Annotated in this window: 13 protein-coding genes and 1 tRNA gene; 9 read left to right on the top strand and 5 right to left on the bottom strand. The window is 32.9% G+C overall.

The window, feature by feature from the left end; genetic code table 11:
- The 4 genes from AMD28_RS04595 to AMD28_RS04580 form a co-directional block, all read right to left on the bottom strand.
- A partial coding sequence (locus AMD28_RS04595) for a hypothetical protein (protein WP_206542231.1) occupies nucleotides 1-457 on the bottom strand: 457 nt, incomplete at its 3' end.
- Nucleotides 458-593: 136 nt separating this feature from the next.
- Nucleotides 594-3,116 carry a beta strand repeat-containing protein gene (locus AMD28_RS04590; RefSeq protein WP_055442981.1) on the bottom strand — a complete coding sequence of 841 codons (2,523 nt, stop codon included), beginning with the start codon at nucleotides 3,114-3,116 and terminating at the stop codon, nucleotides 594-596.
- 41 nt (nucleotides 3,117-3,157) lie between these two features.
- The gene (locus AMD28_RS04585) at nucleotides 3,158-3,652 is read right to left on the bottom strand and encodes a hypothetical protein (RefSeq protein WP_055442980.1); all 495 of its coding nucleotides are present in this window, start codon (nucleotides 3,650-3,652) and stop codon (nucleotides 3,158-3,160) included.
- A gap of 282 nt (nucleotides 3,653-3,934) precedes the next feature.
- Entirely contained in the window at nucleotides 3,935-4,624 is a 690-nt protein-coding gene (locus AMD28_RS04580; RefSeq protein WP_055442979.1) for a hypothetical protein, read from the bottom strand.
- 176 nt (nucleotides 4,625-4,800) lie between these two features.
- Between AMD28_RS04580 and AMD28_RS04575 the strand changes: the two genes are divergently transcribed.
- Nucleotides 4,801-4,873, top strand: a tRNA-Gly gene (locus AMD28_RS04575).
- A gap of 407 nt (nucleotides 4,874-5,280) precedes the next feature.
- On the opposite strand, the gene pepE is transcribed toward AMD28_RS04575, so the two are convergent.
- Nucleotides 5,281-5,988, bottom strand: a complete 708-nt coding sequence (gene pepE / locus AMD28_RS04570; protein ID WP_055442978.1) for a dipeptidase PepE — start codon at nucleotides 5,986-5,988, stop codon at nucleotides 5,281-5,283.
- A gap of 147 nt (nucleotides 5,989-6,135) precedes the next feature.
- On the opposite strand from pepE, the gene AMD28_RS04565 reads away from it, so the two are divergent.
- From AMD28_RS04565 to AMD28_RS04530, 8 genes are all read left to right on the top strand, one after another.
- On the top strand, nucleotides 6,136-6,942 hold the full coding sequence (locus AMD28_RS04565) for a carboxypeptidase-like regulatory domain-containing protein (RefSeq protein WP_055442977.1): 807 nt from the start codon (nucleotides 6,136-6,138) through the stop codon (nucleotides 6,940-6,942).
- Entirely contained in the window at nucleotides 6,920-7,717 is a 798-nt protein-coding gene (locus tag AMD28_RS04560) for a carboxypeptidase-like regulatory domain-containing protein (protein ID WP_055442976.1), read from the top strand. Before AMD28_RS04565 ends, AMD28_RS04560 begins: the two co-directional genes overlap by 23 nt.
- Entirely contained in the window at nucleotides 7,704-8,504 is an 801-nt protein-coding gene (locus AMD28_RS04555; protein ID WP_055442975.1) for a carboxypeptidase-like regulatory domain-containing protein, read from the top strand. The genes AMD28_RS04560 and AMD28_RS04555 overlap by 14 nt, the downstream gene beginning before the upstream one ends.
- A 124-nt stretch (nucleotides 8,505-8,628) precedes the next feature.
- Nucleotides 8,629-9,132 (top strand): DUF6702 family protein, encoded by a 504-nt coding sequence (locus AMD28_RS04550; RefSeq protein ID WP_055442974.1) that lies wholly within the window; start codon nucleotides 8,629-8,631, stop codon nucleotides 9,130-9,132.
- Between the two features lie 63 nt (nucleotides 9,133-9,195).
- Entirely contained in the window at nucleotides 9,196-11,502 is a 2,307-nt protein-coding gene (locus AMD28_RS04545) for a M1 family metallopeptidase (protein ID WP_055442973.1), read from the top strand.
- Nucleotides 11,503-11,582: 80 nt separating this feature from the next.
- Nucleotides 11,583-11,870, top strand: coding sequence for a Sec-independent protein translocase subunit TatA/TatB (locus AMD28_RS04540; protein WP_055442972.1), 288 nt, complete (start codon nucleotides 11,583-11,585; stop codon nucleotides 11,868-11,870).
- 250 nt (nucleotides 11,871-12,120) lie between these two features.
- Nucleotides 12,121-13,635: a S8 family peptidase gene (locus AMD28_RS04535; protein ID WP_055442971.1), complete on the top strand. Its 1,515-nt coding sequence runs from the start codon at nucleotides 12,121-12,123 to the stop codon at nucleotides 13,633-13,635.
- Between the two features lie 280 nt (nucleotides 13,636-13,915).
- Nucleotides 13,916-16,174, top strand: coding sequence for a response regulator (locus AMD28_RS04530; RefSeq protein ID WP_152975543.1), 2,259 nt, complete (start codon nucleotides 13,916-13,918; stop codon nucleotides 16,172-16,174).
- Nucleotides 16,175-16,213 lie beyond the last annotated feature (39 nt).

Below are 16,213 nucleotides of genomic sequence, written 5' to 3'. Positions count from 1 at the left end.
GAGTAACGTTTAAATCAAAATCATTTCCGTTAGCGGTAATTGCAACCGAACCATCTGTAGATTCTACGGTTTGGATTTCATTCGTTGCATCGATATCTTCATCTGCCGTAATATGATCTGTGATAGCAGTTGTATTATCTGTTATATCTGAAGCGTTATCTGCAATAGCATCATTTTGTGTTACTTGCTCAGCTTCCAAAGTATCAATGTCATCTGCATTGGTTGTGATTTGTGATTGTAAAGCAGTTTCGTCAAAAGGAGTAACGCTTAAGTCGAAATCATTTCCGTTCGCAGTAATTGCAACCGAACCATCTGTAGATTCTACGGTTTGGATTTCATTCGTTGCATCGATATCTTCATCTGCCGTAATATGATCTGTGATTGCAGTTGCGTTGTTTGTAATATCTGAAGCGTTATCTGCAATAGCATCATTTTGTGTTAGTTGCTCTGCTTCCAAAGTATCAATATCATCTGCATTGGTTGTGATTTGTGTTTGTAACCCCGTTTCGTCAAAAGGAGTAACGCTTAAATCAAAATCATTTCCGTTAGCGGTAATTGCAACCGAACCATCTGTAGATTCAACAGTTTGAATTTCATTCTTGCTCTATCTTCATCTGCCGTAATATGATCTGTGATGCAGTTGCGTTGTTTACAATATCTGAAGCGTTATCTGCAATAGCATCATTTTGTGTTACTTGCTCTGCTTCTAAAGTATCAATATCACCTGCATTGGTTGTGATTTGTGATTGTAACCCCGTTTCGTCAAAAGGAGTAACGCTTAAATCAAAATCATTTCCGTTAGCGGTAATTGCAACCGAACCATCTGTAGATTCTACGGTTTGGATTTCATTCGTTGCATCGATATCTTCATCTGCCGTAATATGATCTGTGATAGCAGTTGTATTATCTGTTATATCTGAAGCGTTATCTGCAATAGCATCATTTTGTGTTACTTGCTCAGCTTCCAAAGTATCAATGTCATCTGCATTGGTTGTGATTTGTGTTTGTAACCCCGTTTCGTCAAAAGGAGTAACGCTTAAATCAAAATCATTTCCGTTAGCGGTAATTGCAACCGAACCATCTGTAGATTCTACGGTTTGGATTTCATTCGTTGCATCGATATCTTCATCTGCAGTAATATGATCTGTGATTGCAGTTGCGTTATCTGCAATAGCATCATTTTGTGTTAGTTGCTCTGCTTCTAAAGTGTCAATGTCATTTGTATTTGTGGTGATTTGTGTTTGTAACCCCGTTTCGTCAAAAGGAGTAACGCTTAAATCAAAATCATTTCCGTTCGCGGTAATTGCAACCGACCCATCTGTAGATTCTACGGTTTGGATTTCATTCGTTGCATCATTATCTGCATCGTCAACATTGTCTATGCCATCGTTATCTAAAGTGACGTTTCCTCCGTTGACGTCTGTTATTGTAGTTGTTCCGTTTCCATTATCCGTAACTGTTGTTATTTCGTTAGTCGCATCATTATCATTATCTGTAATGGATATGACTGTTGCGCTTCCGTTTTCATCCACATACGTAAAAGTACCATTGGTATTGTCTGTAATGGTCGTTACAGTTTCTAAGTTATTAACTAAAGCAGAAAGGTTTATTTGTGTTGCCACACCATCTTCATCGGTATAATCGATATTTGTATTGTCTGGGTTTAATGCAATAGAAGTTAGTGTCTCCAGGTTCGCAACGTTTAAAATCGTTGGATTTCCGTCTTCATCTGTGTAGGTTAACGTTCCGTCGTTGTTGTCGACAAGTGTTGTTAAAGCTTCCAGATTTGCTACGATTGCAGATAAATTTAATTGTGTTGTTATACCATTTTCGTCTACATAATCAATATTAATGTTATCTGTATTAAGAGCAATAGAAGTTAAAGTCTCTAATGCTGAAATATCTATTATTATTGGGTTTCCGTCGTTATTATCAAAAGTATAAGTGCCGTCTAAATTAGCTGTTAATGTCGCTTTACTAACAGTGTCAATAGCTCCATCTGGTTTTTGTAAGCTAAAAGTTCCGTCTCCATTATCCACTAAGCCAATTGCATCCACATAAGATTTCGGAGTCGCATCACTTGGGCCAGTTGGTGCACCTAAATCCGTTACCGTGTTTCCGTTCATATCTAAGTTTCCAACCATAGTGTCTCCGGAAATATTTACATATCTAGGATCGTAAAGTGCCGCATTAAAAGGGTCTATTGCAATCCAATCGGAGGAATCGTTATCATAAATATAAGTTGCTCCAACTTGAGCTGGATCAGGAGCATCACTGTTTACAACATAAATATCTCCTTCTTGAGGTGTGCCTCCAACTTCAATTACTCCGATATCTCCAGTACTTGTTGTTGGACCTGTATATACATTTCCAATTGGGATATTTATATTTCCACTTGGATCTGGTACCGAGTTATTAACCGAAACTACTCGTGTGCCATAAACCCATTGTGTACCATTCCAATATATTTCGCTATTTGGATTTGGTGCATCAGCAAACATTTCTAAAGTAATTTGACTAGTTAAATCCACTAAATTTCCGGGAGTAGCAGGATTAGATAATTGTAACTCGGTTCCATTTAAAAACAAATCTTGTAATTCATTTGTAGAATCGTTGTCATTATCTATTACTGAAATTACAACAGGTGTACCAGCTTCATTTAAATAGGTATAGGTTAAATCACCATTATTCGTTAGAGTTGTTAGTGTTTCTAAATTTGCAGCATTAATTATGGTTTGCGCTCCGTTTTCATCGGTGTAGGTTAATGTTCCGTCGTTGTTGTCGACTAAAGTTGTAAGTGCTTCTAAATTTGCTACGATTGCAGATAAATCTAATTGTGTTGTCACACCATCTTCATCGGTATAATCGATATTTGTATTGTCCGTATTTAAAGCAATAGAAGTTAGTGTTTCCAAGTTTGCAACGTCTAAAACGGTTGGGTTTCCATCTTCATCGGTGTAAGTTAGTGTTCCGTCGTTGTTGTCGACTAAAGTTGTAAGTACTTCTAGGTTTGCTATGATTGCCGATAAATCTAATTGTGTAGTAACACCATCTTCATCGGTGTAATCGATATTTGTATTATCTGGGTTTAATGCGATAGAAGTTAGTGTTTCCAAGTTTGCAACGTCTAAAACGGTTGGGTTTCCATCTTCATCGGTTAGGTTAATGTTCCGTCGTTGTTGTCGACTAAAGTTGTTAAAGCTTCTAGGTTTGCTACGATTGCCGATAAATCTAATTGTGTTGTCACACCATCTTCATCGGTATAATCGATATTTGTATTGTCTGGATTTAATGCAATAGAAGTTAAAGTTTCTAAGTTGGCAACATCTAAAAAGGTTGGATTTCCATCTTCATCGGTGTAAGTTAATGTTCCGTCGTTGTTGTCGACTAAAGTTGTTAAAGCTTCTAGGTTTGCTACGATTGCCGATAAATCTAATTGTGTAATCACACCATCTTCATCGGTATAATCGATATTTGTATTATCTGGGTTTAATGCAATGGAAGTTAGTGTTTCCAAGTTTGCAACGTCTAAAATAGTTGGGTTTCCATCTTCATCGGTGTAGGTTAATGTTCCGTCGTTGTTATCTACTAAAGTTGTAAGTGCTTCTAAATTTGCTACAATTGCAGATAAATCTAATTGTGTATCAACCATCTCATCGGTATAATCAATATTTGTATTGTCCGTTTAAGCAATGAAGTTAGTTTCAGTTGCAACTCTAAAAGTTGGTTTCCATCTTCATCGGTTAGGTTATGTTCCGTCGTTGTTATCTACTAAAGTTGTAAGTGCTTCTAAATTTGCTACGATTGCCGATAAATCTAATTGTGTGTAACCATCTTCATCGGTTAATCGATATTTGTATTATCTGGTTTAAGCAATGAAGTTAGTGTTTCCAGTTTGCAACGTCTAAAACGGTTGGGTTTCCATCTTCATCGGTTAGGTTAATGTTCCGTCGTTGTTGTCGACTAAAGTTGTTAAAGCTTCTAGGTTTGCTACGATTGCCGATAAATCTAATTGTGTAGTAACACCATCTTCATCGGTATAATCGATATTTGTATTGTCTGGGTTTAATAGTATGGAAGTTACTGTTTCTGCACTATTTGTGTCGATGGTTGTAACTGTCCCGTTTTCGGAAGTGTAAGTGAAAGTCCCGTCTGCATTATCTAAAAGAGAAGTAATAGTTTCCAATGCAGAGACGTCTAATGTTAGTGGAGCGCCATTTCCGCTATCAAATGTAAAAGTTCCATCACCATTGTCTGTAAGTGCTGATTTAATAATGGCAGTAACGGTTCCTTCTTCGTTTGTATAACTTATAGAACCATCATTATTGTCTATCAATGTAGTTATGGTCTCATTTGCCATTACATCTACACATAAGCTTGTCCAAGAAGAATTATTGTATTGGTATAAGCAATCTTCTTCTGTATTATAAATTATTGCTCCATTAATAGGAGTAATAGCATTCATCTGTGCACTTGTTATTCTAGTAACCACAAAGACTTTTTCTGTGCTTTCTAATTCTAAAATAGAATTATTGTCAATCGCGTTAGGATTGTCTCCAATTTTAACTTGAGAAAATAAACTAGAAGAAAGTAGGAAAGTAAATAATATTAGGGCATTTTTCATTTTATAGACTTTTAATTCAAAAAACAAAAGTATTTGATGAAGCCCTATTTGTGTGATTTAGAGCATTAAAACAATATTTTATCGATGAAAGGTTATTTATTCTCGACGAAAAACATGATATTTTTTTTGAAAAAGCTTTTTTATATGATAAAAATAGTTACTTTTGCCATCCGAATGCGAGAGTAGCTCAGTTGGTAGAGCGTCAGCCTTCCAAGCTGAATGTCGCCAGTTCGAACCTGGTCTCTCGCTCAAAAGCTTCATCTAACGATGAGGCTTTTTTGTTTTATATGGTTTTAGGTATTGAAGATTTAAGGTGAGAAGTTTATGCTGAGCGTAGACGAAGTAAACCTGGTCTCTCGCTCAAAAGCTTCATTTAACGATGAGGCTTTTTTGTTTTATATGGTTTTAGGTATTGAAAATTTAAGGTGAGAAGTTTATGCTGAGCGTAGACGAAGTAAACCTGGTCTCTCGCTCAAAAGCTTCATCTAACGATGAGGCTTTTTTGTTTTATATGGTTTTAGGTATTGAAAATTTAAGGTGAGAAGTTTATGCTGAGCGTAGACGGAGTAAACCTGGTCTCTCGCTCAAAAGCTCCATCATTAGATGAAGATTTTTCGTTTTATAGTGTTAAAGCTTGATCTAATGATGAGGCTTTTTTATTTTAAATCACTAAGATCTGTATTTGTATCTACCTCATAAGGAGTTTGATTGTGTTCAAAGATTCTTGCAGGTAATTTTCCTTTTAAAGTTATGGTGTTTCCTAATACTTCTAACCAACTTCCCTCCCTTAAACCAACCACAGGTTGTGAGTTATAGGCATGAAATTCTTTAATTCTGGTTTCTCGAGTTTCTCCTTTATGTGTAGAGTTTGGGATAGGGTCTAAATAATGCGGATTGATATTAAAAGGTACCAAGCCTAGCGTTTTAAAACTTGGCGGTTGTATTATTGGCATATCATTAGTCGTGTTCATGGTTAGGCCACAAATATTACTTCCAGCACTTGTACCTAAATAGGGCGTACCGTTTTCTACCACTTCTTTTATAATAGAAAGTAGTTTGTTTCTATGTAACTGACTTACTAATACAAAGGTGTTTCCGCCACCAACAAAAATAGCTTCGGCATTATTAATGGCTTCCGTTAGGTTTTTAAATGTATGTATACCAGTGATTTGTTTGTTTATTTTTAAAAAGGCTACCCTTACTTTTTGGGTGTATTCGTCATGCGAAATGCCGCCAGGTCTTGCATAGGGGATAAATAAAATAGTAGAGACATTATTAAAAAAAAGAGCTAATTCTTCTAAAAGGTATTCTAAATAATCGCTGTCATGTATGGTAGAAGTACTGGCTATAATTATGTTTTTCATCGTGGTTTTTCTAGGAATAGAAATCGTTTTAATTCCATTAATTTATTGTAAATTTAAGTAATAAAGAGTTTTAACAAAAGTTTAATTGACTCTTGTGTTTTTTTTAAGATTTGAATTCCTTTCTTTAACTCGATAAAACCATATACTATGAAGCATTTATTACTATTATTTACTTTTTTATTTTCTATTTCCTATACTGCATTCGGTCAAGTCCTAGATCGAATTGAGATAAACGGAAAGGTTATTGTTGAAATTAACGAGATAGAAGGTTTAGTGGTTTACAATAAAACTTCAAACAACCGTACTTTAACAGATGGCAATGGTGAATTTAAAATACATGTTGCTTTAAATGATGAAATAGAAATATCCGCTTTACAGTTTAAAACCTTTATGGTAAGCATTAATAAAGATATTATTGCTTCTAAACAACTTACTGCTTTTTTGGTAGAACGTATAAATAATTTAGATGAGGTTGTTATTTTACCCTTTGGGCTCTCGGGTAACTTAACTACAGATTTAAATAAGCTAAGAGCTTTTAATTTAGATATGGATGCCATTTATTCTGATGTTGAAAATTTAGAAGACTTTCAATATACAGAACGACAATATGCTGCAGTTGAAAATATGATACTTAAAAAAGATCAGTTTTATAATGGGGTAGATTTTGTAAAAATTACTAATTGGTTAATTAAGCCAAGATTAAAATCTAAAAACAGTAAGGATAAAAACGACCAAAAGTTTTCAAATTTTAATAATTTAATGACTGGCTACACACATGATTTTATAAGTGAAAATTTTGAAATACCAAAAGAAAAAGTAGAAGCCTTTATTGTTTTTGTTGAAAAAAATAATACAGATAAAAGGCTTTTAGATGCTGGAAAAGATATACAGTTAATAGAATACTTAGTAACCCAAAGTCAATTGTTTTTAAATGAAGAAAAAAACAGGAATTAAGCTTATTTTTCTTTTAATTATTTGTTTACAAACCTCTTGGGCACAAACCGTAGAGATTCAAGGTAAAATAGTTTCAGAATCTTCAGATTTAGAAAATATCAATGTGTACAATAGTACTTCAAAAAAAGGAGTCATTACAAATGTAAATGGAGCATTTACTATTGCTGTAAAACCAAAGGATATTTTGGTTATTTCTGCTATTTCGTTTAAAGAGGTGAAAGTAATTATTAGTGAGGAAATAATTAAAAATAAAGCAGTTATCATTCTAGTAAAAGAAGAGGTGAATACTTTAGATGAGGTTGTTATTCTAACGCATAATTTATCGGGAGAATTAGTTGTAGATGTGGACAATGCAGATTATTTTCAGCCTATTCCTATTAGTATGGGAAATATGGATAATTTGGACTTTGAGGATATTAGAATGAATAAACCAGATAATGTTTTAGTAAAGAAAGGAGAGCTTTATAATGGGTTTGATCCAGTGGAAATATTAAAACTATTTGGTGTTTCCTTTAAAAAGAAAAAGAAACTCACTTACGAAGAGTTAAAAGCAAGAGATGCTAAAAAAATATATGATTTAGCAGATGTATATGCACCAAAGTATATTAGTGATAATTTTAATATTCCATTGGATAAAGTGGAAGCTTTCTATGCCTTTTTAGAAGTAAATCAATTGGATTATGAATTGCTTAAAAAAGAAAACGAAGTACATCTTTTAGAGTTTTTGCTAACGCAAAGTAAGCTGTTTTTAAAAATGCTAAATGAAGAGGATTAAGAATATAATTTTATTTGTTTTTAGCCTGTTTAGTATTTGTGTTTCTTGGTCACAAACCATTGAAATACATGGTGAAATTAAGAGCATAGACGATGTAGAAAATATCCATATCATAAATAAAACTTCGCAAAAGTTCACCATTACAAATGCAAAAGGAAAGTTTGTAATTCCTGTAAAACGGAATGATACGTTGATCGTTTCCTCTATTCAAAACAAATTAGAAACTATAGTAATTGGTATAGAGCATGTTTTGTCTAAAAAAATCACCATTACACTAGAAGAGCAAGTCAATGAGCTAGATGAAGTGGTAATCGGTAAAATGCTAACCGGTGATTTAATGACAGATTTAAATGCTGTGGAAGGAAGGCCTGTAACGTCGTTAAGCCTTGGTATACCAAGTTATCAAGGACCACGAATGACACAAAATGAAAGAATACTTTATGATGCTGGAGATTTTAAACCAATTCATTTATTAGGTATTTTGGCTGGTGGACTCAATTTAAATCCTATTTTAAATGAAATTTCAGGAAGAACAAAAAAATTGAAAAATATTGTAAAAATAGAACGTAATGAAGCGTTAATGTATCAAATGAAAACTAAATTCTCTAAAGATTTATTTGTCGAAAACCCATTACACGAAGATAAAATCATGGATTACTTTTATTTTGTTTCAGAGGATACTAATTTCACCAAAATTTGTAATGGGAAAAGCGATTTAGAAATATTGGTTTTTTTGAAGGAAAAATTAACGGCTTATAAATTAATGATGAATAGCAAAGAAGATTAAGTTGCTTTGGAATGCTTTTTGAAACCTAGTTCATCTAAAAAATAATTACTTTTACGTTTAATAAAAAAGATTTCCGTTTTACGCCATCGTAATAACTTCAGCGCAAGCGGACACAATAATAAATATGAAGAATCTAAAAATCGCCTTACTATTTTTCGTGCTACCTATGCTGGCATTTACAACAGTGCATAAATACTACGTAAGTGTAACAAGTGTAGAATATGTAAAAGAAAAAGAAGCAATACAAATCACTTCTAGAATTTTTATTGACGATTTTGAAAGATTACTTCGGGAACGTTACGATGCAAAAATTACATTAGATGTTGAAAATGAATTATCTACAATAGATATGTATGTAGAACGATATCTAAAGGAAAAAATACAAATAGCAATAAATGGAGAACTTATGCCTTTTCATTATCTAGGTAAGGAATATGAGGATGAAATTATTTTTGTCTACCTTGAAATGGAAGGTGTTAAGGAGGTTAAGAGTTTTGAAATAACTAATAAAGTCTTAATGGATCTATTTGCAGAGCAAGAAAATATTATTAGAACCAACATTAATGGTAAAAATAAAAGTCTTCTATTAAGAAAAGGAAATGCCAAAGGCGTGTTAAACTTTAATTAAAAAAAGGTTAATATTTTTAAAATTTTACTAATTTGGGCATGATTTCTAACCAAATTTTATCCAATGAATAAATTAAAGTACGTATTCCTTTCCGCTTTATTTCTTACTGCTGGTGTGTTCGCACAAGAAGAAGAACCTGTAGAAAGAGAGCAAGGCCACACAAACAACAACAAATTTAAACAACTCTATGATGAGTTCTCTACACCTAATATGTATAGAACCGCATCTGGAGCTCCAGGTGCTGCTTACTACCAGCAGCAGGCAGATTACAAAATGGATCTAGTATTAGACGATGTAAATGCTAAATTATCTGGTTATGAAACCATAACATATACTAACAATTCTCCAGACGTATTAAAATATCTTTGGGTACAGTTAGATCAAAACATGAGAGCTAAAGACTCTAAAACACCTTTAATTAGTGATGACGCTTCACAGCCAGCAGAAACACCAGGAAGTTTCGCAAATAAATACTTAACAGAAGCATTTGATGGCGGATTTAACATTCAAGAAGTAAAAGATACCAACGGTCGTGCATTACAGCACATGATAAACCGTACAATGATGCGTGTAGAGTTACCAACTCCATTAGCAACCGGACAAAAATTTTCGTTCTCTATAAAATGGTGGTACAATATTAACGATCACGTAAACGGAAGAGGAAGATCTGGTTACGAGTACTTTGCAGATAGCGATAATAGAAACTACGTTATAGCCCAATTCTACCCAAGAATGGCTGTGTATAGCGATGTAGAAGGATGGCAAAACTCACAGTTCTGGGGAAGAGATGAATTTGCTTTACCTTTCGGAAACTTTGAAGTAAATATTACCGTTCCTGCAGATCATATTTTAGATGGTACAGGAAAACTTACCAACAGAAAAGAAGTCTTTTCTAAAGAAATGATGAAACGTTATGAGAAAGCAAAAAAATCTTATGATGAGCCTGTTGTAATTGTAACGCAAGCGGAAGCAGAAGCTGCCGAAAAAATGAAATCTACCAAAACAAAAACGTGGAAGCTATACGCAGAAAACGTTCGTGACTTTGGTTTTGCTACTTCAAGAAAGTATATTTGGGATATGATGGCTGTTAAAATTGGAAACAAAGATGTAATGGCTGTTTCTTTATACCCAAAAGAAGGAAACCCACTTTGGGAAGATTGGTCTACTAAAGCAGTAGCAAGTACATTAAAGTCGTATTCTCGTATGACTTTCGATTATCCATACCACAAAGCAATTTCAGTTCACGCAAAACAACAAGGTATGGAATACCCAATGATTTGCTGGAATTATGGTCGTCCAGACGCAGAAGGTAACTATAGCGATAGAACAAAATTTGGTATGATGTCTGTAATCATTCATGAAGTTGGTCATAACTTCTTTCCAATGATTGTAAACAGTGATGAAAGACAATGGACTTGGATGGACGAAGGTTTAAATACTTTTGTACAATACGTAGCAGAACAAGACTTTGGTAAATGGTATCCAGCAGCACTTTCAGAAGGACAAACAGCATATCCTTCTCGTCGTGGTCCAGCCGCTAAAATTGTAAACTATATGGGAGGAGATCAAGATTTTATTGCTCCAATCATGACCAAAGGATTAAATACCTACCAATTTGGTAACAATGCGTATGGTAAGCCAGGAACGGCTCTTAACATTTTAAGAGAAACCGTAATGGGACCAGAATTATTTGATTATGCATTTAGAGAATACTCAAGAAGATGGATGTTTAAACACCCTACACCAGAAGATTTCTTTAGAACAATGGAAGATGCTTCTGCATTCGATTTAGATTGGTACTGGAGAGGTTGGTTCTATACAACAGACTACGTAGATATGGGAATTAAAGATGTGAAAAAATATTACGTTTCTAATGAGCCAAATGCAGAAATTAAAAAAATTGCAGAACAAAGAGGAATGCAGTTAAGTGACTTGCCACCTTTAGTGTTTTTCGTAGAAGAAGGAAGTGAAGATTTTAATGATGCATTAAAAGGTAAATCTGCTTTAGAAAACTCTCCTACATTAAATGAGTATGTAATGGATAACTTTACTCCAGAAGAAAGAGCAAAAATAAAAGAACCTAAATTCTTTTATAAAGTAACTTTCGAGAAACCAGGAGGATTGGTAATGCCTATTATTGCAGAATATACCTATGCAGATGGTACATCTAAAACAGTAACATATCCTGCGCAAATTTGGAGATTAAACGATAAAGAAGTTAGCAAAGCTATCGCTTCAGAAAAAGAAATTGTATCTATTAAAGTAGATCCAAATCTTGAAACTGCAGATGTAGATACTTCTAATAATGCTTGGCCAAGAGAAGTAACGGAAAGCAAATTCGACAAATTTAAAAAAGAAGTAAAAAACTAATTTTAAAATATTTTTTAAAAAGCCGACTTTTAACAGTCGGCTTTTTTTATTTCTAATAAACATCTCACTATATTTGTACCGTGATACTACAAACAACATTTTTATTCATTAGCAGCCCAGAAATAGTCTTAATACTATTTGTTGTGGTAATGGTATTTGGTGCAGATAAAATACCAGAAATCGCTAGAGGTTTAGGTAAAGGTATGCGCACACTTAAAGACGCAACCAATGATATTAAGCATGAAATAACTAAAAGTGCAGAGAAAAATGGTATCGACACCAGCATTACCAAAGATGTGGATGATGAGCTTAAAAAAGTAAAAGAAGATCTAGAAGATTTTACTGGTTCTGTACGTCGTAAATTATAAATTAATTATTTGGGCGTTACCACAAGGGTCGCGTCATACATTATATCTTTTTTTGCCATATATGAAAGCAAAAAAAGGATGCCATTTCTACCGCTAACGCAAATTCAGAACTATTATTAAACTTCAAATGCACAAGCATACATATGTGTATTTGTTATTATTAACACGGTTTATTTGTCAGTTCTCTATTTATTTTATTTTTTTTTAAGAATAATCCATATATTTAAGGACTAACCTTAAATTATATAAAATGAAAAAACCATTACTTAAGCTATCTATTCTTTTGGTAGCCTTTACTTTTTTTAATGCCTGTCAAAATGAAGACTATTTAGAAAATAAAGAAGAAAGCATAATCCTTGAAGAACAAAAAGAAGCGTTAACCATTTCAGAATTAAACGCTATAATAAATGAAAGCCTAACTGCCACAGGAACATTTGACTGGAAAGATGTGGATGAGCATACGCTTTGGAGTGCCGTAGTTAGAGGAAATAATATTTTAACAATTGGTTACGGACAAGAAGGTGAAAGTTTTGCAGAGTTAAAAACAGATCGGTTAAAGTCTACTTTAGAAGATGTTTTGCAAATAGTCGAAGACAACGAAGGCTACACCAGAAATAGAGAATCCGTTGTAGAGCATGATATTATTAATGTGGTAGATGTAAAAGTAGAGCACTTAGAAACTATCAAACAATTATTTAATAAAGAAGGTGTTCGTTATTTAGAACCAAATGGTTATAATCACTATGAAGTTGTAAATAACGCACGTTCTAGTTCTGGATGTGATAAAAACGGAGCTTATATTGATCCGGCACATTACACAACAATAAGTCCAAATAATGCACAAGTTTCGTGGCATTTTCACCAACATAATATTCCACAAGCATGGAACTATAGCACCGGGTCGGGTATTACTATAGGTTTAATAGATACCGGTGTTTCGGCATCCCAGCCTTTATTGAATTCTTCAGGGATTAATGACGGATATTCTAGTGGACGTTTTGTGCAAAAATACGGTACGTTTATAGATTCTAATTGGTGGTGGTCCAGTAATTATGATGGACCGGATGATAAATGTGGACATGGTACAGCTATGGCTTCTACAATGGCTGCTCCTCGTAATGATAATGGTATGCCAGTTGGTGTTGCTTATAATGCTAATTTAGTAGCGTATAGAGCAACCGAAGATGTTTTATTAAATGATTATCACGAACGTAAAGGTGTCTCTTCTGCATTAACAGCGTTAGGAAATAGAAGTGATGTAAAAATAATCTCTATGTCTATTGGTTATTTATGGTCTATTGGTAATATTAAAGATGCCGTAAAATATGCAAATAGCAAAGGGAAATTAATTTTTGCAGCAGGAGGAACTTCCACAAGTTTTACCAATGGTTATGGTGTTATTTTTCCAGCAACAATGAGTGAAACTGTTGCGGTAACAGGAGTAGACGATGGATCCAATTATGAGAGATGTGAAGTGTGCCATAGCGGAAGTAAAATTGATTTTACTATAATTATGGAAGGGGATAATAATACAAGTAAAGCGCCTCCAGTTTTAGGATTTTATAATGGAGATAGACGTTATACTGGTGGTTCCTCTGTAGCAACAGCAACTACTGCAGGTATTGCAGCCTTAGTTTGGGCAAAACACCCAACTTGGACAAAGACACAAGTGCTAAACAAATTAAAACAATCTGCAGAATTTTACCCTAATAAAAATAGTAGTTTTGGTTATGGTAATATTGATGCTCTACAAGCGGTACAATAAAATATAGACTGTAGCATAATATGAAAAAAAGCCCTTCTATAAATTAGAAGGGTTTTTTTATATGATGCTTTTTCAAACATATTTAAATGTAAGTGTAGTCCAAAATAGTGCTTGTAAAATGGTTAAGCATATTCAATATAAAATAAAAGAGTAGGAGTCGTATTACACGTAAATCACTGATATTTTGCAGATAAACTGATTTTTATGTAGTTTTATCGATTTTTTATTTGGTATTCCATTTCCCTTTTGATATATTTGGCACCACCCAAATTAACTAAAATTGAAAAATCACCTACATATATTTTTCTTCTTTTTAGCGCTTAACTCTTTATTCAGTCAGAATGAAAGGGCTATCATAAGTAAAATAGATAGTTTGAATACTATTGGAACAGAGTTGTATGATAATGATAAAATCATACAATCTATTGATTACTTTAATGTTGCAATAAAGCTATCTGATTCTATAGATGATAATTATGGTAAAGCAATAGCTAATAGTACTCTAGGTAATATTTATAGTAGGATGGATGAAAATGCAGATGCGGAAAAATCGTATTTAAAAGCATTAGAAGCAGCATTGCGTATTGACGAAAACTATCTAATAGCAAATGCATATTTAAATATTGGTAAGGTATATTCTCAAGGTTTTCTTAAAAAAGAAGAAGCCATGAATTACTACCAAGAAGCTTTAAGTTTTGCCGAAAAAATAGAAATATTAGCCGAAAAAGATAAGAGAGAAAAAATACATACCATTTCCAATATTCTTTTAAGTATTAGTTCTATCCATTTAGATTATAATGAAACGGATCAAGCTTTTAAGTTGATGCTAAGAGCTAAAGAATTACAAGATTCCATAGAGGTTTCACCAATAGAAAAAAGCCAAATGTTGTTTATGTTTGGTAAATACTATGCACAAAAAGAAGCACTATATAACTCCATTGTTAATTTTGATAATGCTTTAATCATTCTAAAAAAGTTAGATGAAACCAATAATCAAAGAAATTTATTAATTTCAAATATCTATAAAGAATATGCTGCCTCATTAGCAAGCTTAAATAAAAATGAAAGGGCCTATGCTGCGCTATTAAAACATAATATATATAGAGAAAAGGTTATTAATAAAGAAAAGGTTAAACAATCTAAATTCGCTAAAATAAAGTTCGATATAGTAGATTATAAATTGGATGCTACTGTTGCAAATAAAGAAAAAGACGAATTAGTTAAAGTAACAGAAAAAACCCAAAAAGCTAATACCATTTTTGTTGTAGCACTCGTGTTTTTGGTTATTAGTCTAGTTGCATTATTCATAAATTATTTATCTAAAAGAAAATTAAGTACTATTCTTCAAATAAGAAACCAAGAATTAGAAATAGCAAAAAACCAGGCCGAAAAAATTTCTAAATTAAAATCGGGTTTTATTTCTAATGTGAGTCATGAATTGCGTACACCTTTATATGGTGTTGTAGGGTTGACCTCCTTACTGTTAAAGGATAATGGATTAAATAAACAGGATCAAAAATATTTAAAGTCGTTAAAATATTCAGGAGATTATCTCTTAAATTTAATTAATGATGTATTACAAATTGGTAAGATTGAATCCAAAAAAATAGAACTGCAAAACAATTCATTAAACTTAAAGAAAATGGTTGTTAGTATAACCGATTCCTTTGAATATCAGCTAGAAGAAACAGCGAATAAGTTATATTTAGAATATGATAATAAGATACCGCAATTCATCTTTACAGATAATATTCGATTAAGTCAAGTTATCATTAACCTGTTGGGGAATAGCTTAAAGTTTACAAACAAAGGACACGTTTTTTTAAAGCTCATATTATTAAAGAAAAATAATAATTTAGCAAACATACGTTTTGAAATTATTGATGACGGACCAGGAATACCTATAGAACAACAGAAAATGATTTTCGATAACTTCTCCCAGTTAGAAAGAAATCACAATGAAAATTACCAAGGAACAGGTTTAGGGCTTTCCATCGCTAAAAACCTAGTAGATTTATTTGGAAGTCAAATAGAATTAGTAAGTGGGGAAGGTTTAGGTTCTAAATTTGCTTTTAATATTACTTTTAAAATAGATAAAGAAGCCAAAGCTAAAGAAGAGAAAAAATCTTTTAAAGAACGTTTGTTAGAAAACGGAGGAAGAAGCATTTTAATCGTGGAGGACAATAAGATTAATCAAATAGTTACGCAGAATATTCTTAAAAAAGAAAACTTCATAAGTGATGTTGTAGAAAACGGACTTCTAGCAGTCGAGGCTGTGAAAGAAAAAGATTATGATTTAATTCTTATGGATTTAAACATGCCTGTAATGGATGGTTTTCAGGCAACCAAAGCGATTCGAGATTTTAATAAAGAAATACCAATTGTTGCACTTACAGCTTCCAATATTGAAGAGGTTAAAGAACAAGTGTTTTCTAATGGGTTCAATGATATTATTATAAAACCCTATGATGATTATGAATTCTTTAAAACGATTATAAAGAATCTAAACGAAAGAATTATTCCTAGTATAATGCAATAAAATTTTTGTTCCTGCTATTTTAATGCGTATTTATGTAAC

It is taken from the genome of Lacinutrix himadriensis, from assembly GCF_001418105.1.
In the GTDB taxonomy this organism is placed as follows: domain Bacteria; phylum Bacteroidota; class Bacteroidia; order Flavobacteriales; family Flavobacteriaceae; genus Oceanihabitans; species Oceanihabitans himadriense.
This window is presented reverse-complemented; position numbering and strand designations above follow the sequence as displayed.

What these genes read in the sequence shown, in the direction of transcription:
- AMD28_RS04585 (WP_055442980.1), bottom strand. Translation starts at nt 3,652, where the DNA reads ATGGTTGATACACAATTAGATTTATCTGCAATTGTAGCAAATTTAGAA.
- AMD28_RS04580 (WP_055442979.1), bottom strand. Translation starts at nt 4,624, where the DNA reads ATGAAAAATGCCCTAATATTATTTACTTTCCTACTTTCTTCTAGTTTA.
- pepE (WP_055442978.1), bottom strand. Translation starts at nt 5,988, where the DNA reads ATGAAAAACATAATTATAGCCAGTACTTCTACCATACATGACAGCGAT.
- AMD28_RS04565 (WP_055442977.1), top strand. Translation starts at nt 6,136, where the DNA reads ATGAAGCATTTATTACTATTATTTACTTTTTTATTTTCTATTTCCTAT.
- AMD28_RS04560 (WP_055442976.1), top strand. Translation starts at nt 6,920, where the DNA reads ATGAAGAAAAAAACAGGAATTAAGCTTATTTTTCTTTTAATTATTTGT.
- AMD28_RS04555 (WP_055442975.1), top strand. Translation starts at nt 7,704, where the DNA reads ATGAAGAGGATTAAGAATATAATTTTATTTGTTTTTAGCCTGTTTAGT.
- AMD28_RS04550 (WP_055442974.1), top strand. Translation starts at nt 8,629, where the DNA reads ATGAAGAATCTAAAAATCGCCTTACTATTTTTCGTGCTACCTATGCTG.
- AMD28_RS04545 (WP_055442973.1), top strand. Translation starts at nt 9,196, where the DNA reads ATGAATAAATTAAAGTACGTATTCCTTTCCGCTTTATTTCTTACTGCT.
- AMD28_RS04535 (WP_055442971.1), top strand. Translation starts at nt 12,121, where the DNA reads ATGAAAAAACCATTACTTAAGCTATCTATTCTTTTGGTAGCCTTTACT.